Raw genomic sequence first — 23,809 nt, forward strand, 5'->3', positions numbered from 1 at the left:
AGCCGTTAAGCACCAGTTGTTTGACGGCTTTTTTCATGCGGTGTCATTTCACAGAATACCACAAATTCACAGGTTTTATTATTGCCATACCTTTGCCACCATGAACTTAAAATCAGTGAATTATGACAGATAAGACAGAAATGGTACTGGTATCGCGCGACGAGCTTCAACAGCTTATCGGCGCAAGCGTGAGGTGCGCGTTTGAGGAATACCGGCAGGAACAGGCACCACAGGACACATCGGAGTATTACACCATCCGGCAACTGGCGGAGAAATGGGGCGTAAGCATAGCGACCATCTGGCGGCACGAGAAGCTGGGACACATCAAAGGACAGCGGATAGGACGGCGTGTCTTGTTTCCCAAGGAACAGATAGACCGTATCAAGAGCCTGAAAGCCACCAACAGGAAGGCTGACAAGAACTCCAAGGGATAATTTACAAGACGCACAACAAAAAACGTCAAGGCTTATGAAGAATTTGAAGCAGCTTGTTTTGCCGTGCTACAAATTGGAGATGGCAATGTCCGTGGAGGCATGGTACTTCCTGCACGGGAGCACGGACGGGATATGCAACCTCACCTATCTCCTTTCCCTTTTGTCGAAGATGGCGGTTTCGGAAGCACAAAACACCAAACGGGGATTGGGCTATGCCGTCCATCCCGGACAGGTGGATAGATCTATGCTGGTACTGGCCAAGGAATGGGGCATCGGGCGCAAGGCGGTGTCCCGCCTGTTGGAGGATTTCTCGGAACGCGGACTAATCCGTGTTGATTCCAATCCCGTGACTTCCATCATAGACATGGTGTGCGTGAAGTCGTGGATGATAGCAGGGCGGCTCATCGAGAATCCGGCATACCGCCAGACAATCAAGGCATACGAAGGGGTACGGATTTTCCTTTTCAACGGGCAACAATTAGAGACCTTGCGCCGCAGTTCGGCAAGGAAGAAGAAAGAAAAACCGATAGAAGAAACGCCAGAGGAAACGGATGGCTTACCGTCCATGAATCTGACCGGTTCCAATCCTATTATAGAAGGTATAGGAACAGCGGAAACCGAAACGGTAGCAACAACCAAAAGCGAAGTGGAAAGCACTGTGGAAAATGCCGTTGTGGATGCCGACAACACACCTGTTTTAGAGGATGGCAATACTCTGTCCGGCTCACAGAAATGGAAACAGCCACAGGAATGAAGCGGCAGGAATGGCAAGCGACAGCGTTTTAGAAGGGATATTTTTTAGGGCTGGCAAGTTAATGTTTTCGTCCACGAAAACGACGCCACAGATGGCGACCCGGCCATGCGGATAACGGCAGGCACAATCACAGCCCTAAAACAGCATTCCAATTATAACCGATAACAACAGGTGTATGACAGATAATGAAAATTCACATAAAGGAGGAAGGCCGAAATCGGCAAAAGGCAAGGCACGGACAAAGACCCTGTCCACGAGGCTCACGCTTGCCGAATGGAAAACCGTCATGAAACGGATAGCCGATGCCGGAAAGAAACCGTCGCATTTCCTGCGTGATCTTCTTTTACAGGGAAAGGTCACGGCGGCACGGACACAGGAGGACAGGAAACAGATACGGATGCTGGAGGGAGGTTGCAACAATCTGAACCAGTTGGCGAAGATGGCGCACCAGCAGGGATTTCCGAGAACCAAGGAAAAAATCACCGCCTTGCTGGACGAGTTCAATAGAATCATCGCAAGGATATGATGGGCGACATGAAGAAACGGGCGAGCTTCGCCAAGCTGGTGAACTACGTGAACAACCCGAAAAAAGCAAGGCTCATCGACAGCAAGGACGTGCGGCTTGACAGCAACGCCACCATCGCCCGAAGTATGCAGGGGCAGGCGGACGACAAGCCGGGGCGCGGGCTGAAAAATCCGGTGTACCACATATCGCTGGACTTCGCCCACGAGGACACCCCCAAGATAACGGATGCCCTTATGGTCGAAATAGCCCGTGAGTATATGCAACGCATGGGCATTGTGAACACCCAGTATATCGTGTGCCGGCACACCGACAAGGAACACCAACACCTGCACATCGTGGCCAACAGGGTGGACAACGACGGGAACACCATAAGCGACAGGAACGATGCCATACGCAACGTGGCGGTGTGCAAGGCTCTCACACGGGAGTACGGGCTGCATTTCGCCAAGGGCAAGATGAAAGTGAAACGTGACCGGCTGCGTGGCAAGGACAAGGTGAAATACCAAATCTATGATGCTATCAAAGCTGCCTTGCCACGTTGCAGCAGTTGGACGGAATTGTGCGAAAGGCTGGCCCGACAGGGTATTGAAACCAGCTTCAAGTTTGACCGTCGAAACGGCAAGATCATCGGCGTGTCGTTCACCAAAGACGAGGTTTCGTTCAGCGGATCACGGATAGACCGGAGCATGGGATTTTATAAAATAGACAGTCTGTTAGGCGGACGTATCATTGACAATGTGGAATGGAGAAACAATCTGCATGGCAACACCCGGAAAATGGATGAAGCCGGGGCAGACAAGGCGACCATATATACGGATGAACCGTTTGAACAGGCTGCGAACCCCACTTATACCGATAACCATGCAGAACCCTCCGGCAACGGGGACTTTGCCGATACCGGTTCAGGTGCAAACATAGTCCAAGCGGGCATCGGCGTGCTTATCGAGTTGTGCGTCCAGCCACACCAAGCCAAGGTATCATCCGGCGGCGGAGGTGGAGGAAATGAAAGCGACTGGGGCGAAAATGACAACGAAAAGGACAAACTTAAACCAGGAAGGAGAAGAAGATGAAAGACGAAATACAGAATCTCATAGACCTCATAGGTGCTTTGGCCGAGGACATCGAGGCCGTCAAGGCGAAGTTGGACGCAAAAGACGCTTCGGACAAGGACGAGGCGGTGAAAAGGCTGACGGTGAAGCTGGAGCCTGTCATACGTTTCTTTGGCGGCAGCACGCCGACGAACATCAATGAGATTTTCAAGAGCAAGGACGCCATAGAGGATTACAAAAAATTCTTGGGCGACGAAATGGTTGTCAGTTGGCTGGCATACACCAAAGCCGACGAGAAGGATATGCGCGAACGCGGCATACCGACCACGAAAGACCTCTTGTCAGACATACGCAAGATGCTGGCGGAGCATATAGATGAAGGCAAGCGGATTTCGGAAAACGGACAGCAAAACCAACGGCGGACGAATGGATTTCTGCGCCCGTTAAAATTCAGTTCCATATCCAAGCGGATAAAATCCTTATGGCGCAAAATCCCCTATGGATGGTACAAGAACCCTTACGCATGGACTGGCATCGTTTGTACACTCGTGTTCTTTGCCCTGTTTGCCGTCAGTTGGGTGCAATGGCATAAATACCGGGAGGAAAACAGGCAGCTAAGAAAAGTTGCAGACAAACATAAAGTGACTACGGTCATGCTCAATAAGTTGCACCCGGAACTTGCCGTGACCATCGGGGCTTACGAAAAATTGACAGAAATAGTTGGTGCAGATTCGACTTTGGCTGTATTTCAAAGTCAAATGGAAAAATCCAAACTTTTGCATTGATATATTAATATTCCATAAAAAGTCAACCTTAATGTGTTAATAAAGGTCGGCTTTTTATGGAATATTTAGCTCTCTCGTGAAAGTATCGATATCACAATTTAATACACAATACCTAGCTTGAGAAATACAGAACTTCTATTATCATTGTGATTAATTCCGCTCGCTGCTTTAACGGAATATTGACAGAAATTATATCCGACAGCAGGAATTATGCCTATTTTCTTTACTTTACATACCTGATATCCGACAGATATGCTTGTTAAAAAGCCTGCCTCCATATTATCCTCATTGGATAATAAAGCATACCCTAAATCGCCGCTAAAAACTATTTGCTTGTTTTGAAATGGGTGAAATCTCAAATTCAAAAAGAGTGGCAATATGTTTAGACCCGGATTAGAGTAACCATTTAATCCGATTCCCGCTCCCACAGACAACTTCTCGACTACATAATAGCCCAGAACAGCTTGTATGGATGAAAAAGAGTTGTTCTTAGGATAAGAGATACCATGAACATCTTTTTTCTCGGCTAAACTATATCCATAACCCACTTCAACACCGCCCCATAGCCTGTTGTTTTGAGCATTCGCTGCAAGTATGCAAAATAACAGTAGTGTTACTATAATACTTCTCATAATATGGCTATTTAATAAGTCGAACCCCTTTCCATCTACCATTGTAATATGCCGCACCAAAGGCATCAATGTCATGGATATCAAACTCCGTTGGTAAAAAACCTGTTACACTAAAGTTGTTAAGAGTAAAACCGAAGGAACGATCAAATCGTACTGTCTTGGAAGACCTCCTTCCATACTCCTTAACTCCCATTATATAAGGTTTCTCTTGATTAAATGTATAAGAGGTATTCCCCCAGACCAGATAGGAGATTCTCGGATCTTTGGGCTGTATTTGTTTTTTAATAGGAGTATATACGTGTTTACCGGCTTGCTGTTTTAAGAACTTATAAATATAATCGGCCGGCGTATTATATAATTTGTTCATAATATCTTTATTGGGATATACGTTGTTTGCAATCGTTACTTCAGGCAGAAACATGTATATGTCGTCAACCCAATCTTTAACTATATCCAGTTTTCTATAATTACCATAAACGAACTTGGAGATGATACCGTTGATAGTACCTGTGAAATTATTCCAGTTAGTCGATGTCGTAGGGGTTATAGAAGAAAAGGAACGCGGATTCTTCAGTTTCAGTACCCCATGTACTTTATTGAATCCGATAGCTAACTTATCAGCATTTTCCGACACCCAGTATTTGACAAACAAGAACTTTTTTCTTCTTTGCATCTTTACTTTTATACCTGCGGAAGCATAAAATGCGTAATTAATATCAAACACATTTACCTGCACTCTTTTTTTGCTATCAAAATAGTTTTCTTTGGACACATCCTTGCCTCTAATCTTATCCCAGAATTTTTGATATAAAGAATTATTTTTCCACTTGTAAGAATTTACATTATATCCATCATGGAAATTAGAAGTTACAGCCCGTGTGGCCGGTTCTTCTTCAACGGGAGTCAATTCGCTCTCTATTACGCTTCCATCGCCAAATGTGTTTGTAAACGTGACCCCATTGCCTAACTCTATGTATTTTCCACTCTCATTCGAATGTATTAGAGTCGTATCAAATTTTGCAATTGCATCTTCTATGAAATCGATATTATCTCCGCTTGCAGAAAATGTACCATACGGAGTTACTTTAAAGAACCGGTCATCAATCTTTATTCTTAAAGTCGTATCCATAACTTCCATAAGAATAGGATCGACAAGCAACTCTTCAGCATTCATAAGATTAAATTCATCTGGTGACATTTCCTCTTCCTCTTGAATGTCGCTTGCATTTCTAGTCGTGGTTGAGAGACTTTCCTTTAACGAGGCAATAGAAGTAAACCCTTGGATTTTTCTCATGCCCGAACGCGTTGAAGCACTTTCTGAACTTCTGTCTTCTTCCAATGAAGTCAGATACTCTTGGAAGATGTCGTTACTTTCAAAGTTCAGATATCCATTTTCCACTTGAATACCGCTAAAAGTATTTTGCTCCTGCGTTTCTATCGACTTTGCCAGTGGCAAATCTTCTTGCTGACAAGCACTGAATGTAAATGCCGTCAAGCATAATGTGATTAGTTGTTTTTTCATCTTTAATAAATTAGATTTAATATAAAACTGTCTTAGTTATAAATCGCTTCGGTTATTTCTTCACCCGCTTATAGGTTGGTGTCAATCTAAAGAAATTATTATCATTTATATATAAATAGTCCCCTTCAATTTTGTAATATTGTACAGGCAATTCTTTGGATAGCGTAAAACGACTTCCTGTGTAGATATATCTTCTAAGAACGGAATCTCCTTCCGTGAACCAACAATCTCCTTGGCTTCCTTCCGGATTAATATCACCATCTGAGTAATTATAGATATATCCATCTTCATTGTAAATCTGAAACATGGAAGGATCGGCCAGAAATTGCCATTTACCGATTAGTTTCGAATCTCTTGGCTGTGACAGATAGAAGGCCAACAGTTCTTTATCATCATGAGTACAACCGGAAAACGGAAGCAGAATAACCGATATCCATATTGACAAAATCAATGTTCTCATAATACTGCTACTTAACTTCTTTCCGAACATAAGTGCTGCTATCTAAATACAACCCACTCGGACTCACCATAGTCGCCCACCAGGAAGACACGTTGATCCCATATACCTTCTTTGCGCAATACCATACCAGTGTCGTGCAGGTAAATCGGGAGGGAGCTGCCCATTTAGCCGTTGGAAACTCGTACCATTTTACATACTCGCGACCAGCATATTGTCCGGCTTTTTCAGCTAATGCCGCAGGATTGGAAACAGGCGTTACGGTCTTATATAAACGGCTTTTGAAGCCCCTCCACTTCCATTTCCAAGTCACCTTCTGAATGCCCATGATATAAGACTTCACACTCCAATAGTCTAAAGTCTCATTTTTCACTCCGCCATGAAGCTGTGTCCCCCAAGTAAAAGTAGCATTATTGGCCCATGATGTCGTGACATTCTTGTTTATTATGGCAGCGTGTCCGACTTTAAACTGTGTATCTCCGATATTTAAAAATATCCATGGGGTATTATGTTTAGGCAGAGCGACTATGAAATCCCCTCTTCGGGCATAATGCTGAAGACTGGATTTCAAGATGTCTGTGGATATTCTGTCTTCCGTTGATACTGTAATCCTTGTACTGGGAAGATTTGCCTGTTGCTCTTCTGTCTCCAGATACATTTTTCTCATTCGCTCTTCTATTTTCTTAAAAAAACGCTCCTTATCGACTATCTTCATACCACCGCTTCTCGTCCGAATGGCTTCTTCTTGGATGGTTTGCTCCACAATCTCATTTTGTTCCTGAATATATGTTTCCAGTTCAGGCTCGATAGACAACTTTTCTGACATATCATTAGCCTCTAACGTTGCCCAGTCATCAAGAAAAGCTGCCTGTTCTTCTTCATTCATTGAAAAGAAGGAAATGGAATCTCCGTTCTCGTCCGAGATGTCCAAGTTTTCCAATTTTTCTACGAAAGGATTATCCGAAATGCTATCCGTACTTCCACCTCTTGTTTGTGGCAGGTTGGAGTTTGTTGCTAAAATGGCGGTTTTAATCAACTCGTAATAAGTCGTAGCATACGGATTGACAACAGCAGAATTGACATCTTGAACGCAATTACTCTTCTCTTCGCTGGATTCGGCTTGGGGTACGACTTCCAAAATCTCTTTGGAACATCCTGTCACGATTAACAGGATAAGTAATGCAAGTATCGATTTACGGGTTTTCATAATCGTTTTTTTTATTAAATTAAAATGCTATCATTGACGTCTCTGATTTTGCAAATATATAATATTGATTTATATTAAGCAAATAAAAATGAATATAATTTTATATTATATTCATAATCAATATGTTATAATCAAGAAATATTTTCAATTATATATTATTATACGCAAATGTGTTAATCTTACAAAATAGCCTTTATGAAATCCACGAGAAATGAGTATCTTTGTTTCAACTAAAATAGGATAGCTCATGGTTGATTACGAAACAGATAAAAACAAGAGGTACAGAAGAAGCAATTATGCGGTAGATAGGGATATATTGGACGCTGTCGCTTCTTTAATCAAAGAAGTTGGTTTTTCAAGAATCACTCTGCCTTCTATCGCCGCTGCAGCCAATGTCAACATATCTGTAATTTACAGACATTTTGGAAGTTTGGAGAACCTCTTGGACAAATACACGCACAAGTTTGATTATTGGCTGAATGACATCTTGGATATGGAAGAGGCATCGAATATGAATGATGTTACTACTTTTCTTCAAACCGTTGCCGAGAGGTTTATAAAATCATTATCAAAAGATAAGGAAATGCAACGCTTGATGACTTGGGAGCTTACCGAAGATAATAAAAGTACCCGAAGATCTGCCAAACAGCGGGACGTAATGGTTGAAAAGGTAATTCCTATCTATGAAAAGTATCTGGAACATCTCGACATAGAACCTCGTGCGGTATTGGCTGTTATTGTCGCAGGAATGTATTATATCATATTGAGAAAAGAGCGTTCGACTTTTTGCTCGATTGACTTCAATACCAAAAAAGGAAAACGATTGCTGGCCGACACAATGGTAAAAATCATCGTTTATCTAAACAAACAAGGAGAACAGAATAAAAAAGTAATGGAAATTGCCAGAATACTAAAACAAAATAATGTAGATGAACGAATCATTATAGAATCCACAGGCATATCAAAAGACGAATTAGCAATTTTATAGCTTCTTTATCGGATAAATGTGCAATAATAGACGGTTAGTAACATAAAATTAAAGGCATGAATTCAAGACTTACGTATTTTATTATTTTTCTCTTTTTGCATTGCAGTTCTTATGCCCAGTCATTGATGGACAAATCGCGAATGACATTAACCGCCGGACTGAATACAAATGACGCGTATGATTTAGAGTTTTCGTATCACCGCATGTTGCTTCCTTATTTAGGAGTTGGCGGCGGAATCGGTTATTTCAGTCAATGGTACAATGAATATCTTCCTTACGGGGAAACCCACGGAAGGTGGAACTCTTGGGTACTAAGCGACTCGGACAAGAAGATAGGGAAAGTCTATTTACGCCCTTCTGTTCTATTATCCACTCCGGCTTTATTGAAATTGGGAAAATATAAGATTTCCCTTCAGGGCGAATGTGGAGTGCAACTGTTGATTCCGTATGCAGGGGTGCATATTGATTATGTGAATTCAATCACTTATGACAGCAAGTCGATATATAAATCTACAAGTAAGGGTAAGTGGTTGTTTTGGAACGTCAAGGGGGGTATTAATCTGAGTTTACACAATTCCGCAATAGTGTTAGGATATGGCATATCCAATTTGGACATCTATTCTTCCCGAAGATTTATAAACGTAGAGAATGTTTCATTGTCTGATTTTTACCCCGAGAAAAAAATGACCCATAGCTTGTTTATCTGCCTTATTCATGCTTTTTGATATATCATGAAAACTATATAAGTGATACTAAAATGATGCTAAATTGTAAAATCTTCCTTTAACTATTCACTTAAAATGTATAAAATCAATATGTTATAAAATTTAATATATTGTATGCCACCAGCCATATATTCACTAATAGGGATAACAGCTAATAGCATGATAATGGCTATTGCATAAAGCACTCGGTATCGCGTTTTATGGTTTACCTGTGGCAAAGAGGCAAACAAAAAGGCGATAATCAAAACGGCTATGATTGCAAAGAATGGTATGAAAGAGGTCTCCATAGGTTTGTTGTTCTGTTTATGGTTTAACAATAATGCGCCAATAACCAGCCTTGTCTGAACCTTCGTGAACCAAAATTCCCATATCCCTAAGGCTCTTGATATTTTTCTCTATAGCGCGTTTAGTTACACCAATCTTGTTGGCCATATTATCAGCTGTGATTGAAGGATCTGAAATAACGAGGTCGATTATCTTTTGTGCAGTTTTACTGACTTTCTTCTGTGTTTCCGATGTATCTCCGAACTTATCCGCATTTACACCGAACTTTTCGACCGAACTTTCTTCGTTTACCGGGTACTTTTCGAGGGTACTATTTACTCTGTTGGCTACTTCTTCAACAGGCATTCTTCCGTTGTCACCCCAGTTCAAATTATAGAATGTGGTGTAGAAAGAAGTCGCTTCCGTTTGATATTGCGGCTCTTTACCTTGCAGGAAATTGGGTAGCTTCTCTGTAAGCTCTCGCATTTTGCGTAAGCCGGAACCACGTTTTTCCATATAATCCAACTGTGTGAACACATCCGCAATGACGGGGTTGCGGCGCATGGACGGCACTTTGTATATGTCACGGTCTTGAATCTGTGTTCCGTCAAGCATTGCGCCCGGTGATACCAGTTCTACACGGTCATCGTAAATATCGATATGTACTTCACCGCCCATCACGGTATAATCCCGATGGATAAGATGGTTTACCAATCCTTCGAAGATAGCACGGTCGGAATAGTCGGGGAGGTTAAGGCGATAGTTTGGCATCTTCACCCAGCCGCTCATGGTATAGTTTTTGATGAAATCCATACCATATTTTAAGAGCAGCACAAGGTTAGCCCGATGTTCTACGGAACTGATGGCATCATCCTTATAGAGTCCAGTTCAACGGGTGCAGAAAATACGCGATTGAAATACCGTGCAATTATCCACAAACAGCAATCCTGCATTGGTCAGTTTGCCGTCAGGAGTTACCAGCCCGAATGATTCCAGATACTTATCGTTCCATTCCTGATGGGTTTGCTCACGGAAAGTATTGGCAAGGATGATGAAAGAATGTTTGCTGGCATCCACTTGGGTAGGCAGTGAATCCTAAGTCATGTGCGTGCCTTTTAATACCAACGAAAGTAATTGTTGGGAGTTGCATTCTACACTTTCATTCCCAACTCGTACATATGCGGTACGTGTCCCATCCTGATAATAGTAATAAGGTGTAAGCGTTCCTGCCTTTACTTTCACTTCAAGCAGGGTATGTCCTTCATGTTCTATCGGAATAAGTTGAACTTCTGGCACAGGGTCAAGTCGTACCTTTATCATTTCACTGATAAAATCAGCATCGGCTTGTGGATTCTCCAACCCTACAATTACGCCGTCATCATTCACTCCATAGAACAAACTGCCACCGTCCGTATTGGCAAATGCCGACACGGATTTAAGCCATGACTTTACTTTCTTACGCTCCAACATTTCCTTGAAATCGTAAGCCGAGCATTCCGCTATCAATGTATTGTTATGTATCTGCATCGTTTTCTTATTGTTGTTTGGGTATAACATCCCAATATCATACACAAAGGTAAGGATAAAACCGAAGAATCTGTTAAAAACATCGCTTTCTTTTGATTTTTATGCGTTTACATCTCTTTATTTATGAATAAAAATCGTAATTTTGCAAGCAAGAGCTGTGGTTGCTTATGGATGCTTATTTTCGGGTTTGCGTTATATTTGCAACACATGTACGCAAGTCGCTGATAGATATATCACGTTGATTTTGAGGAAGGAAATGATTCCGATAAGGATACAGATAATAAATAATAAGCAAAAGCGTGTAGCTCAATGAGTTGCACGCTTTTTGCGTTTATGGGATGCCATGGTTGTTATGGGTTAAAAATAATATGATTGCACCAAGATTATTATATGATTCATTGTTGCTGATATTTGCCACATTTTTTGCTCTCATTATATTTGTCAACGTGAAGTTGCTCCATTTAGAGATTCTGACACAAATCTTAAGTTTATATTCCGTCTAGGCTGATGACAATCTTGACAATAGATATGAATTAATTGAATGCTCTCAATCAACCACATTTATAGGCTGATATACTTCGTTCTTCTTTTTAATATTCGATGTATTTTCATAGTAATAAACCATATAAGAAAAACTATTCCTGATGATGTAATAAAGACAAGAACAGTCAGAGGGATAATCCACTGCCAACTTTTATAATAAAAGGCTTCAAGAGGTGTCAGCGTAGTTGTTGTGACCGGATTTAATTTTTGCGCTTCATCGTATGAGGTATATTGCGTAAGTTCATTTGTTTGGGTATTCAAAGAAAAATAATATTCACTTCCGGGTGCTTCATTGATATAATATCGTTCTCCATAAATTGTATCTCCAATAATCTTGATTTTTTTAACCCATTCAACAATTTTTTTCCCTTCCTTGCTGATATTTCCTGTAAAATATTCTCGGTCAAAGTCATCCACAATGGATTCTATTTCATAGCCATTTGGCAGATCTGTGTGATAATATCCGTCCATTCCGCAACCGGTATTGAATACTGAAGAACAGGTAAAGCCGCCTATCAGATAGCCGAAATAGAAAGTATATATGAACACGAAAGGAGATAAGAATGTCAGTATGGTGTTTCTTTTCTTCTGTTTCTTACTACGCCAAAACATAATTCCTGCCGTCGGCAACGCGATAACTGTTGCTGACAGGGTGAAGATTATAAGTTGTATTATAATATCAATCAGTATCATTTCATAAAATTATGTATTGTTTTCAGATTCTATTCCTTCTTTCTTTTTTCAAAGGAAGTATAAATATTTTAACTTACAAAGAAAGCATTAAGTCTGCTAAAAGAACAGCCGTTTCCGGTTCATTTTTGGGTGCATCTTTGGGTTTCCATGCTACGACGAACCGTACGGATGCGGATTTCACCTTATAACCTCTTTGTTCCCATTCAGATAATGTTCCCTGCATTTTTGATGATAATTTTGCTACAGGTTTGTCAGTCAATGAACTATACAAAAAGAAGTTGCTGTAAGTCAAAGAATCTCCTCCTCTTAATGCTAAGACCTCTTGTTTCTTTTCTTTAAAGAATCCCAAATTGACATCTTTGTGAGAGAGTTGTAGAACGATTTCTTCAGGCATATTATATTGCTGCTGATTAATTAGATATCGGTCTGCACTCAAATGATTGAAACAATCGCCGTTTGTATGTATGAATAGCCGGTTTTTCGCACGGGTTATTCCTACGTAATATCGGCGCATCAGATGGGTATCCTTTTTATAACTATCGGAAATAAGCATATGAACGTCGTCAAACTCTCTGCCTTTGGCTTTGTGAATAGTTGACACCACAACGTCGGCTCCTGACACATCGCAGAAGTCTTCCAACGACGATTCAAATACAAATTCTTTGAAGTCACTGAAATATTTAGTCTTGTTAGTTTGTTCAAACTGCTCTACACAGCGCTTTACATACATTAAACTTAGACTCCTGTCATAAGTAGAAAAGGTAGTATGCTTGGCTTCCTCCCATAGTTCTTCTGTGATTAGCGGTGTTTTTATCCGTTTGTTTATATACCTCAGGAAATATCTCATCTCGGCCATATTCCAAAAGCGTAGGCCATCCATTGATTGTATCAGTTTACTGTTTATACCATATTTTCGCAAAAGAGCCATCAGGATAACGGCCTCTTCATTTGTTTGGGTCAGTACGCACGACGTACCTTTTTCTCTATGCCGAAGCAGGTTTTCAACGAGCGGCTGATACATATATTCCGATTGATAGCGTATCACTTCCACCCAGCCCTTTTCTTTTCTCATGGAGATGATAGGCGTATTTTTTATTCTTTTATGTATGTTTTTCAAGAATCCGTTGGCAAAATCCACCGGTTGGCGCGCACTGCGGTAGTTTTCGGTCATTTCGACAAATACGCTTCCGCTTTCTTGTGCCAACTGGTACATATAACCGGAATCGGAACCACGGAATTCATAGATGTTCTGGTCATCGTCTCCCACCGCTATCACACGCATTTCCTCGTTGTTGGTTATCAGAGCCTTTACCAATGAATGTTCTTCCATCCCCATATCCTGAGCTTCGTCTATGACCAATACTGTCTTACCGATTTTGTTTGGTTCTACTTCTCCTTGACATATCATCTCGGCTGCCTTTGAAACAACATTTCTTGAATCTTCAAGATTGCCTATCCTTCCCAATAGGTCGAAGCAATAGGAATGGAATGTTTTTATTTCGACAAAGTGGGCGGCGTTGCCTATCAACTCCATGAGTCTTTGTTTGAATTCCGTAGCGGCTGCCCTTGAGAATGTCAGCATCAGGAGTTGTTCGTGTTTCACATCTTCAAGTAACAGAAGCGAGGCCAGTTTATGAACCAATACACGTGTTTTGCCACTACCCGGACCGGCTGCAACCACAATGCAACGTGAAACTTTGTCGGAAATAATATCCATTTGCCGTTCGGATAACTGTCCGAATAATTGTTTGTACTTCTGTGGCGTCAAGTTACGTTGTATCTCACTTACCCTGTCTCCTTTAAAATATTTTGTGACAAACTTCCTGTAGTCCATTTGGAAATAGTCTTGAACATATTGCAAAGCTGCCTGATAATCTCTTACCATCAGATTGGCATATTCGCCTACAATATGCACTTGCTGGATTTTCAACTTGTAGAATTCGTTGAGCATCCGGTAGTCGTCTTGTTTGTATCTCGACTTGTTGTCCTTTATTCTTTGGATATTCATGGCATTATAAAGTACCAAAAAGCCGCCTTCAAGTTTGAGTGAACCGATTTTCGACAAGTACAGAAGCGCTTCCTCCACGTCTTCCAACTGGATGTCATCAAGTCCGCCAAAAAGGGATTGGGTACTTGACTTTATTCGGTTCAGAAGTTCTATTACGGAAAACCGGATGGCTTTGTCGGGAGTGTTCTCCTTTTCTGTATCTGAAGCTAACTTGTGTAACCATTCCACCGCAAAACGGCTTATTTCCAATCTCTTCTCAAAACGTCTTATTGTAGAATCCAAGTCTGCCTGACGACTAATTTCCATATTACGAACTGCATCTTCTTTCTTACGGGTATAGCCCTTGACAGTGAGGAAATAGAGTAGCGTCCGGATATCTTTTTCTTTGGATGTACTGATTCCGTCGTTCATGGCATTTTCATTCAGTTGCTTGCATGATATTCGCAAAGCCCCGTCGGGAATATGATTGAGGATGTATTGTTCAAGTTTTGCAAAGCGCTCGAGCAGCATTTGCGACCTTCGTTCCGAGTCGCCTGCATCCAACAAATAGGCGGATATATCTTTGCTATCTGCCAATATCCCTTCCTGCCGCATACGTTCCACTATGGATATGACTTCTCTTTTGCTTAGTCCCAAGATATCTGCCAGATAATCGACCCGTGATTCTGCTTCCGAATCCTGGGCTTTGGCGATATGTTTTTGGGATATCAATGATTTGATGATGCGGACTGACTTCTCCATTTCATCACTACCAAAGAGCACTGATGCTGATATGCGTTCTCTTGCCTCGTCCATGTCCTTTACCGTAATTCCTGTGGCATATACATGAGGCACATTGTTTCCTCTTACCAAGTATCCGCTTTGTTCCAAAGCAGCCAATGCTGTCCGCACACGGGTTTCAATGTCGGTAACCGAATCGTCCCATCCGGCTTGCCTGGCAATTTCCAATGCAGAACAGTCGACTCTCATACGCTGCCTGGTAAGGTTTTTGACGGCTTTCCATACCTGTTGTATTTCACTAATGCTAAGTTTTGTTTGGTTTAGCAATATGAAATGTTTGTCCAGGTCATTGTCGCTATAAAGCACATAACAACGTGCGCTGAGACTTGGGTCACGACCGGCCCTGCCTGCTTCTTGAACGTAGTTTTCCAGAGAGTCGGAAATGTCATAATGTACCACAAGACCTACATCTTTCTTATCGACTCCCATACCGAATGCAGACGTAGCCACGATGATGTGTACCTGGTCGTTCATGAAGGCCTCCTGATTGGCGATTTTTTCATCCGCTTCCATCTTGCCATTGAAAGGCAGTGCCTTGTAACCGTCGCGAGTCAATTTTACAGCCAGTTCCTTTGTCCGTTTAGTACGTGATACGTAAACAATAGTCGGGCAATCGGCCTCTGCTACAAGTTCTCTCAACTTTAAATACTTGTCATTGTCACTCTCTGCATATATGACGGAATAGTGCAGGTTTGTTCTTGAAGCCGTTGACGCGAATAACTCTAAATTCAAATTCAAGGTTTGCTTGAAATAGTCGCAGATATCTTGTACTACTTTCTGTTTTGCCGTAGCCGTAAAACAGGATACAGGTATCGGATGCTTGCATTTTTTCTTTTGCTGGTATTTTCGGATGAATTTACCAATGTAGAGATAGTCGACTCTGAAATCCTGCCCCCACGAAGAAAAACAATGCGCTTCGTCTATAACAAACCTTACAATGTGCCGAGCTGTCAATATCCTCTCAATCGTTTTAGAGCGAAGCATTTCGGGAGATATATACAATAGTGAAGCCTCTCCGTCTTGTACTCTCTGTATAGATAGTGCCCTTGTGATGGGATCTAACATTCCATTGATGGTTACGGCTTCCGTTATACCTCTGTCGGCAAGGTTGTCTACCTGGTCTTTCATCAGCGATTGTAAGGGAGAGATGACCACCGTAAGTCCGTGCACGGAGCGTCCTGCCATAAGTGCCGGTAATTGGAAGGTTAGTGATTTGCCGCCACCGGTAGGAAATATCGCCAACAGCGATTTACTTTCCACCGCAGCTTGGGCAGCTTGTTCTTGCAGAGGTTCGCCTTCGTATGTCCGGAAGCGTTCATATCCGAAGAATACTTTTAGGTTATGGAGCACGTCCAGTTGCGTATGGCAGTAGTCGCAACCTTCGTGGCAATTGGTGTGGCGCAGGAGTTTTATGATAAATTCCACTTCCGGATAATTGTGAAGTACCCACCCGGGGGTGATGGAACGATAATCTGTGGTATCAATCAGAGCCAATGCATACGCCAATCCGCACGGGTATTGGCCGATGAGCATATCAAAGTCGGTATGCTGGCAAATCTTTCCGGTATAAAGTTCTTTGATAAGTTCGGGTATTCCTTCATGGATATACTCCGCATTTACCATGCTGAGAAATCCCTTAAATTCTTTTTTGTCCTTCAGCAACGATGCGAATAATATACGCTTCTCTTTCGGCAGTGAATTCCAGCGTGCGATTTCATCCAACAGCAGGTCTTTTGCCTTCTTGCAATCGTTTACCGGGTTATTCATCTGTTCACAGAGCAATTTGTCATCTTTCACCAGCCTGTGGTAAGGACGTTCTGGAAACAATAAAGGCGAGACATAAAGCGTATCAACCAAAGTCCATCGGTATGCTTTGTCTGTAAACAGATATTTCGCATCATGATGGATGATGTTGTGACCGCAGAGGTAATCGATATCGTTTAAGAAAATAAATAGTTCTTCTTTGGAAGTTTTGTGAAATGTCGTGTCATCATGTTTGAGTGCTCCTATATCATGGATTTTATGGTCTTTCAAGCCAACTTCAACATCTACTATGGCATAATTTTGAGCACTGCGTGGTACAGATGTGCTTTTATCACCGATGATATTGTCTTTGTCTTCGGTTTTCTTGATTCTTATGAATCTGCTCCATATTGACATATAATAAATCGTTTTATAATTTGAACTTATTATGTATCTGCATCGTTTTCTTGTTGTTTGGGTGTAATACCCCGAATATCAATTACAAAGGTAAGGATAAAACTGGAGAATCTGTCAAAATTATCGCTTTCTTTTGATTTTTATGCATTTAAATCCACTGATTTGTTTGTAACCGGATACTCATGGCAATCTTATGCTTTAGCCGATACCAATTTTCCCCTTATTCTACATTGCCGTCTCGGAATTAATCACTATTTTTGTAAAATAATTTGTTTTGAACCGTTTTTTAAGTATTAAAGATAGACTTTATTTTTCCTTATATAAAATATGTCAGAATCCCGGTTATTGTCCGATATATTGAGTAGCTCCCCTTGTGTGGAACTGTTACGTTTGCGTAATAGGGAAATTATTATATTGTTTTTATATAACACCTTTTATAAGCACAGGGAACCTGTGGCCTACGATTCCATTAAGATGAGACTTTCCGATTATCTTTCGTCAATAAACCTTGAGAAAGATGAGGAAAACGATATCAATGTATTCGATTCCTACGATGAGAAAGCCTATAAATACATTCAGAGATGGACTGATAAGGGTTTTCTCCGTAACTACCAGCAGGAGGGTGGAGAGGTCTTTTATGAACTTTCGTCCTATTCGAGCAAGGTCATTGATTGGCTTCTTAGTCTTAAGAAAGATGAGTTTGTGGGTACGGAATCGAAGTTTGTCAACCTTTACGGACAGATAAAAGACCTGGTGGAGTTTACTAACGAAGACCCCGAAGAGCGTATCCGTATGCTGGAGCAGAAGAAAATGGAGATAGAGCATCAGATACAAAGTATCAAAGCGGGCGAGTCGGCAGTAGTGTATGAGGATTACCAGATATTGCCCCGTTTTCGCGACATTACCCGTATTGCCAAAGAACTTCTTTCCGATTTCAAGGAGGTGGAAGACAATTTCAAGTCCATCACCAAATCGATTTACCAGAAACACGCCGAGGGTGAAGTTTCGAAAGGAGATATCCTGGGATATACTTTCGATGCCCTTGACAAGTTGCAGCAAAGTTCGCAAGGCAAAAGTTTTTATGCTTTTTGGGATTTCCTCATGACACCTTCCATGCAGGATGCTTGGGACAATATGGTGGACGAACTATATAAGTCCATAGATACCGTACAGATGCGTCAGGAAGATATGTTCCTTAAAAATATGAAGCAGTATCTTTATAATAGCGGGAAGAAAGTATATCAGGCCAATGACAAGATGGCGGACAAGTTAAGCCGTATTATCTGTGAAAGCACCAATTCTCACTCTGCGGCCTCCAAACGTGTCATTCAAGACATACAGTCCTTACTTTTGCAGTTGGCCGGCAAGAATATCAAGCCCGACATATCATTGGAGTTGGAGACCATGCCCGAAATATCCATACCCATAGAAAGGAAACTCACGCTCGAAAAGACGGACGACATAGCCTATTCCAATGTCATCGAGATTGCCAGTGGCGATATAGCGGGGGCGGAGTATGCCGACAAACTTTTTGTCAGTCATGGCGTTGACCGGGTGGTATTGAAACAACGTATCAATGACTCGTTAAAGCGGCGTAAGCAGGTGTCTCTTTCGGACGTAATAGAGAATAACGGCGGACTGAACAAGGGGCTTGCCGAACTTTTTGGCTACATCAGTGTCATACGTGGCTTCAAGCATACCATAAATGCCGGGAAGACACAAGCGATACAATTCAACAGTGAGTTACAGAAATTCATTATTATACCGGAAATTATTATCATAAAATGAATATAGATTCCATCATAGCACCTTACGGACGCACTGTGGTACGGTTGCTGAAAGGGCCGGTTGAACATACCGACGGAAATACATGGGAAGACATCTTGAATTATCAGTCGGAAATAAACAAGTACCTTTCCAATATAGGTTTAGAATTGATTGTGAAACGTGACGAGGGCTTTGCATATATCAAGCAGATCGTTGACGATGACGACAGGACTATCGGGCTCATACCGCGTCAGCCTCTTGGCTTTGAGACATCTGTCATATTAATAATACTCAGGCAGATGCTCGAAGAATTTGACAGTAATATGGACGAACTGTATGCTACCGAGCGTTTTGTAAGCGCAAACGAACTTAAGGAGCGCATAGAGATGTTCCTGCCGGAACGTTTCAACAGAGTGAAGCTCCTTAATGAAATAGACACTTACATCAGCCGCATTGTGGCTTTGGGTTATTTGAAAGTCATCAAGCGCGACAATGTGAATACGTATCAGATTCACCGGATTATAAAGGAAAAAGTGACATTGGACAAATTACAAGAATTTAAGGATAAACTGCAAGAATATGTTGAGTCTGTTTAGTACCGGTTCCGATACATCGGGATTTCGTCTGAAATATATGGAGATATATAACTGGGGAACCTTTCACGACCGGGTTTTCCGTATGGAACCTCAAGGAAACAATGCTTTGCTCACCGGGGCAAACGCTTCCGGCAAGAGTACCATTATAGATGCCCTTCTCACGCTGATGGTACCGGCTAAGAAAGACAGGTTCTACAACCAGTCGTCCGGAGTTGAAAAAAAGGGAAACCGGACGGAAGAGACTTATGTGCTCGGCAATTACGGAAACATCCAACGGGACGGAGATAACGGGGCGAGCACACAGTCGTTGCGCGACCATTCGGCTTATTCCGTCCTTCTTGCCACTTTTACCAATACCGATATGCGTGTGGTTACGATATTCCAGGTAAGATGGTTTTCGGGCGGCGAGTTGAGGCGTACATTCGGTTTGGCTCATTGCGAGCTTGATATAAAAAGCGATTTCCAGCCATTCGACGGAAAAGGTGTGTGGCGTCGCCGTCTCGAAAGTGCTCACAAAGGCAACCGTACTATGGTAGAGTTTTTTGAAGGCCCCGTCGGGTATGCCGATCGCATAACGCAACTTTTCGGTATGCGTTCTGTCAAGGCACTCTCGCTTTTCAACCAGATTGTAGGTGTCAAGGTACTCGACGACCTTGACGACTTTATACGTACCAATATGCTCGAAGAGCAGAATGCCGAGTCGCAATACATTATGCTGAAAGATAGTTTCAAGACTTTGATGGAGGCAAAGCTGAATATCGAAAAGGCGGGAAAGCAGATTGAATTGCTTACTCCCATCTCGAAATATGTCGACGAGATAAAAGATTATGCCGCAAAACTCAGGCAACTGTCGGTCGACAGGGACAGCATAGACTATTGGTTTGCACGCAAGACGTTGGAACTGGGCAAAGAACGCGTGGAACACCTGGAGCAAGAACAAAGCCGTTTGGAGAAAGAAGAGAAGAGACTTCGCGACGATGAAGAGAAGATGCGCCAGGAAGAGCGTTCGCTAGCACTTGCTATTGAGAATGACGAGGTGGGCGGAAAAATAAAGGAGATGGAACAGGAGATAAAACGCCTGGAAGGACTCCGCGACGAACGTGTGGCACGAATGGATGAATACAACGCGGCAGCTTCGCATCTCTCACTGGCAACTGCCCCGGAGAAAGAGACCTTTCTGAAACAACGCACCGATGTGGCGGGACGACTGGAAGAGATGAACGCCGGAATAGAGCTGAAAATAAGGGAAACGATAACGCTTGAGAATGAAAGGAATGAGATCAGGCAGCGTGTAGACGAGTATATCGGAACCATCGGTTCGCTCAAGAAAAACAAGAACAACATTTCCGGCCGTGAGTCTGAAATCAGAGAAATGATTCTCCAGCATACCGGGGCTACAAAAGATGAAATCCCTTTCATCGGCGAGTTGATAAGAGTGCATCCGGCAGAGATGGAATGGGAGGGGGCGATAGAGAAAATCCTGCATAACTTCGCCCTGCACCTGCTTGTGCCCGACGAATATTATCACGAGGTGAACAAATTCTTGAACTCCAGCGACCTTAAGGGAAGAATTACCTACTATCGCTATCGTCCATACACTTCGCTGGCCGATATAAATGCTTTTGCTGCCGACGAAGGACGACTGCTTGACAAGATAGAGGTACGTCCGGATTCCATATACGGAGAATGGATACGCGATACCGTGTTTCATCAATACAACTATGCGTGTGTAGAAAACTTGGAAGAGTTTGAACGCTGTCAGGAAAAAGCGGTCACGCGCGAGGGATTGATAAAACTTTCGCATGACAGGCACGAGAAGGACGACCGTCCTCACATCGTAAGCAAGGCACATTACATATTAGGGTGGGACAATCAAAGCAAGATAGCATTGTTGCAGCACGAAATAAAGGAGTGGCAGAAAAAAGAGGAAACCTTGCTGGCCCGGTTGAACGAGATAGAAACTGAGAAACAGAAGTTTCAGTGCGATTATGAGTTGGGCAAAAAGTTGGTGGACTCGTTTGCCGATTTCGATGCCATCGACTGGAAAGAATATGCCGCGCGTCTGCAAGAGAAACTTTCCGACAAAGCCGAATTGGAAAAAAACAGTACCATACAGACCTTGCAGCATCAGTTGGAACAGGTGCGCCGGAATATCTACAAAATCTCGCGGGAGGACATCCGTAGTAAGGTGGAGCAGATTTCGGATGTAAAGACAAAAATCAAGGAGACAGGGCGCGAAATGGAAGAGTGTCAGCGTAGCATAGCTTCCATGCGTTCCATCCTGTTGTCTGATTTTGAAAAATCGTACAACGAGTTGAAGGAGTGTACCTACGACAGTCTCAAACGCGAGCGCCAGTCGTTCATCAGCAAGAACGACCGCGAGAGAAATAAAATTTCGGGCAAGAAACGCGATGTGGAGGATAAGGCAAAGAACCTTGTCCGCGACTTCAAATATCCTCCGGAGAGCATCACGGATAGATTCAAAGACTGGCGTTCGGATGTCAATGCTTTGCCTGATGCCGATAATATCGATCTGATAGATGAGTACCAGCATATGCTCCAGCGTCTTCAGAAGGAGAATCTGCCCAAATACGAAAAGCAGTTTGACAACTATCTCCAGAAGACCCTTACCGATAAGGTGGGCGATTTCCGTATGTTCTTCATGAATTGGAAGAGTGCCATCGACGACAATATCAGGATGCTCAACGAGTCACTCATCGGGATAGACTATCGCAAGCGGCCCGTCACCTACATACAGCTCGTCATGCCGAAGCGGGTGAACGAAGAGGTGCGCGAGTTTTGCCGCCTCATGGACGAAGCCATGCCCAATGTGCAGAAAATGAATGCCACCGTAGACGGCCGCAAGATACACTTCCGCGAACACATACAGCCGTTTATGGAACGCCTTGAGAACGAGGAGTGGCGCGCGAGGGTAATGGACGTGCGCTCATGGTTTACTTACAAGGCGGAGGAATTCAACCGCGCGACAGGCTTGAAGGAGAGTACTTACGAGAATATGGGACATCTCTCGGGAGGAGAAAAGGCGCAACTCACCTATACCATTCTCGGCTCGGCCATTGCCTATCAGTTTGGACTTACCAAAAACGGAATGCAGGACAATTCGTTCCGTTTCATAGCCATCGATGAGGCTTTCAAGGCACAGGACGAAGACAAGGCACGCTATCTGATAGACTTGTGCAAGCAGCTTCACTTGCAGCTTCTTGTGGTTACGCCGAATGACAATATACATATTGTAGAGGACGACATCTCGTATGTCTATTTTGTGGAGCGTAAAGAGGGAAAGACTTCTTGGCTCTACAGTATGCTTATCGAGCAGTGGAAGGCCGAAAAGAATCCGGGTACTATTCTATAAGAATAGAGAAACACCCCAATAGATTCCCGCCGCTAAAAGTCCGCTCACTGGGATGGTGAGTACCCAGGCGGTCATCAGGCTTTTGGTAACTCCCCAACGGACGGCCGAAAGCCGTTTGGTCGCACCTACACCAATGATGGCTCCTGTGATGGTGTGTGTGGTGCTGACCGGTATTTTCAGCATCTCCGTGAGGTAGAGCGTAAAGGCTCCGGCGGTTTCGGCAATCACACCTTCCAATGGGGTGACTTTGGTGATTTTGCTCCCCATTGTTTTTACAATCTTCCAGCCGCCGGACATGGTGCCGAGCGAGATGGCGGTAAAACAGGAGAAGGCTACCCAGTCGGGGAGGTCGTTGATGCTGTTTATCCCCATACCCAGCCCCATCGAATGGGCGGCTATCATGGCGGCCGCGATGATGCCCATTACTTTCTGTGAGTCGTTCAATCCGTGTCCTACGCTGAAGAGGGCGGAGGATACGAGTTGCAACCTCTTGAACCATTGTTCCGCAGTGTGGGGATGTGCACGGCGGCACATATAAAGCACCAGCAACGTGAAACCGAAAGCGATGACCATACCGATGAAAGGAGCCAGAAAGATGAAGGCTGCTATCTTCGCGATGATGCTGAGCCGGATGGCTTCAAAACCGTGTGCCATGATGGCGGCGCCGGCAAATCCGCCGATAAGGGTGTGCGAGGAGGAAGAGGGGATACCTTTCCACCAGGTAATCAGGTTCCAGATGATGGCGGCGATAAGCCCCGCCAATATAATGGGCAAAGTGATGTATGGCTCTGCCACCGTTTTCGACACGGTGTTGGCAATGCCGAATCCGCCTATGATGTATTTGGCGATGAAAAAAGCCACGAAGTTGAAGAAAGCTGCCCACACCACGGCTTGAAAAGGAGTCAGCACTCTGGTGGATACGATGGTGGCGATGGAGTTTGCCGCATCGTGAAATCCGTTGATATAGTCGAATATCAGTGCCAGGATGATAATCGTTACTAATAGTTCCATGATATTTC

At 43.1% G+C, this 23,809-nt stretch carries 17 protein-coding genes and 1 pseudogene; 10 read left to right on the forward strand and 8 right to left on the reverse strand.

From position 1 onward, the window contains the following. Nucleotides 1–122 precede the first annotated feature (122 nt). The 5 genes from QZ331_RS07275 (at nucleotide 123) to QZ331_RS07295 (ending at nucleotide 3,548) form a co-directional block, all read left to right on the forward strand. The gene (locus QZ331_RS07275) at nucleotides 123–434 is read left to right on the forward strand and encodes a helix-turn-helix domain-containing protein (RefSeq protein WP_004320467.1); all 312 of its coding nucleotides are present in this window, start codon (nucleotides 123–125) and stop codon (nucleotides 432–434) included. Nucleotides 435–468: 34 nt separating this feature from the next. Continuing rightward, entirely contained in the window at nucleotides 469–1,188 is a 720-nt protein-coding gene (locus tag QZ331_RS07280) for a hypothetical protein (protein ID WP_294629276.1), read from the forward strand. A 175-nt stretch (nucleotides 1,189–1,363) separates the two neighbouring features. Then, nucleotides 1,364–1,714, forward strand: a complete 351-nt coding sequence (gene mobC / locus QZ331_RS07285; RefSeq protein ID WP_007750347.1) for a plasmid mobilization relaxosome protein MobC — start codon at nucleotides 1,364–1,366, stop codon at nucleotides 1,712–1,714. Further along, nucleotides 1,711–2,784 carry a relaxase/mobilization nuclease domain-containing protein gene (locus tag QZ331_RS07290; protein ID WP_294629277.1) on the forward strand — a complete coding sequence of 358 codons (1,074 nt, stop codon included), beginning with the start codon at nucleotides 1,711–1,713 and terminating at the stop codon, nucleotides 2,782–2,784. The genes mobC and QZ331_RS07290 overlap by 4 nt, the downstream gene beginning before the upstream one ends. After that, entirely contained in the window at nucleotides 2,781–3,548 is a 768-nt protein-coding gene (locus tag QZ331_RS07295; RefSeq protein WP_294629278.1) for a hypothetical protein, read from the forward strand. Before QZ331_RS07290 ends, QZ331_RS07295 begins: the two co-directional genes overlap by 4 nt. 98 nt (nucleotides 3,549–3,646) lie before the next feature. Here the strand turns inward: QZ331_RS07295 and QZ331_RS07300 are convergent, their stop codons facing one another. The 4 genes from QZ331_RS07300 to QZ331_RS07315 are packed head-to-tail and all read right to left on the reverse strand — an operon-like array spanning nucleotide 3,647 to nucleotide 7,366. Further along, nucleotides 3,647–4,180: a hypothetical protein gene (locus QZ331_RS07300; RefSeq protein WP_195601231.1), complete on the reverse strand. Its 534-nt coding sequence runs from the start codon at nucleotides 4,178–4,180 to the stop codon at nucleotides 3,647–3,649. Between the two features lie 7 nt (nucleotides 4,181–4,187). Further along, a complete protein-coding gene (locus QZ331_RS07305) occupies nucleotides 4,188–5,702 on the reverse strand; it encodes a hypothetical protein (protein WP_294629279.1) in 1,515 nt (504 codons plus the stop codon). 52 nt (nucleotides 5,703–5,754) lie between these two features. Beyond that, nucleotides 5,755–6,162 carry a hypothetical protein gene (locus tag QZ331_RS07310; protein ID WP_294629280.1) on the reverse strand — a complete coding sequence of 136 codons (408 nt, stop codon included), beginning with the start codon at nucleotides 6,160–6,162 and terminating at the stop codon, nucleotides 5,755–5,757. Between the two features lie 7 nt (nucleotides 6,163–6,169). Continuing rightward, the gene (locus QZ331_RS07315; RefSeq protein ID WP_294629281.1) at nucleotides 6,170–7,366 is read right to left on the reverse strand and encodes a hypothetical protein; all 1,197 of its coding nucleotides are present in this window, start codon (nucleotides 7,364–7,366) and stop codon (nucleotides 6,170–6,172) included. A 247-nt stretch (nucleotides 7,367–7,613) separates the two neighbouring features. Here QZ331_RS07315 and QZ331_RS07320 point away from each other — a divergent pair, with 247 nt between their 5' ends. Both QZ331_RS07320 and QZ331_RS07325 read left to right on the forward strand, forming a co-directional pair. Further along, nucleotides 7,614–8,354, forward strand: coding sequence for a TetR/AcrR family transcriptional regulator (locus QZ331_RS07320; protein ID WP_235340392.1), 741 nt, complete (start codon nucleotides 7,614–7,616; stop codon nucleotides 8,352–8,354). Nucleotides 8,355–8,410: 56 nt separating this feature from the next. Then, entirely contained in the window at nucleotides 8,411–9,079 is a 669-nt protein-coding gene (locus QZ331_RS07325) for a hypothetical protein (protein ID WP_195601240.1), read from the forward strand. 303 nt (nucleotides 9,080–9,382) lie between these two features. On the opposite strand, the pseudogene QZ331_RS07330 reads toward QZ331_RS07325, so the two are convergent. The 3 genes and pseudogenes from QZ331_RS07330 to QZ331_RS07340 form a co-directional block, all read right to left on the reverse strand. After that, nucleotides 9,383–10,870, reverse strand: a pseudogene (locus QZ331_RS07330) (RNA-binding domain-containing protein). 561 nt (nucleotides 10,871–11,431) lie between these two features. Next, entirely contained in the window at nucleotides 11,432–12,106 is a 675-nt protein-coding gene (locus QZ331_RS07335) for a hypothetical protein (protein ID WP_294629282.1), read from the reverse strand. Between the two features lie 73 nt (nucleotides 12,107–12,179). Further along, entirely contained in the window at nucleotides 12,180–17,054 is a 4,875-nt protein-coding gene (locus QZ331_RS07340) for a RecQ family ATP-dependent DNA helicase (protein ID WP_294629283.1), read from the reverse strand. A 327-nt stretch (nucleotides 17,055–17,381) separates the two neighbouring features. On the opposite strand from QZ331_RS07340, the gene QZ331_RS07345 reads away from it, so the two are divergent. The 3 genes from QZ331_RS07345 to QZ331_RS07355 are packed head-to-tail and all read left to right on the forward strand — an operon-like array spanning nucleotide 17,382 to nucleotide 22,790. After that, nucleotides 17,382–18,842: a DUF3375 domain-containing protein gene (locus QZ331_RS07345; protein ID WP_294629284.1), complete on the forward strand. Its 1,461-nt coding sequence runs from the start codon at nucleotides 17,382–17,384 to the stop codon at nucleotides 18,840–18,842. Next, nucleotides 18,839–19,417 (forward strand): DUF4194 domain-containing protein, encoded by a 579-nt coding sequence (locus QZ331_RS07350; RefSeq protein ID WP_294629285.1) that lies wholly within the window; start codon nucleotides 18,839–18,841, stop codon nucleotides 19,415–19,417. Before QZ331_RS07345 ends, QZ331_RS07350 begins: the two co-directional genes overlap by 4 nt. Then, nucleotides 19,401–22,790, forward strand: a complete 3,390-nt coding sequence (locus tag QZ331_RS07355) for an SbcC/MukB-like Walker B domain-containing protein (protein WP_294629286.1) — start codon at nucleotides 19,401–19,403, stop codon at nucleotides 22,788–22,790. The genes QZ331_RS07350 and QZ331_RS07355 overlap by 17 nt, the downstream gene beginning before the upstream one ends. On the opposite strand, the gene QZ331_RS07360 is transcribed toward QZ331_RS07355, so the two are convergent. Further along, nucleotides 22,785–23,801, reverse strand: coding sequence for an inorganic phosphate transporter (locus QZ331_RS07360; protein ID WP_294629287.1), 1,017 nt, complete (start codon nucleotides 23,799–23,801; stop codon nucleotides 22,785–22,787). The two genes, QZ331_RS07355 and QZ331_RS07360, sit on opposite strands and share 6 nt — an antisense overlap. Nucleotides 23,802–23,809: the final 8 nt, after the last annotated feature.

Source organism: uncultured Bacteroides sp. (assembly GCF_910586915.1).
In the GTDB taxonomy this organism is placed as follows: Bacteria; Bacteroidota; Bacteroidia; order Bacteroidales; family Bacteroidaceae; genus Bacteroides.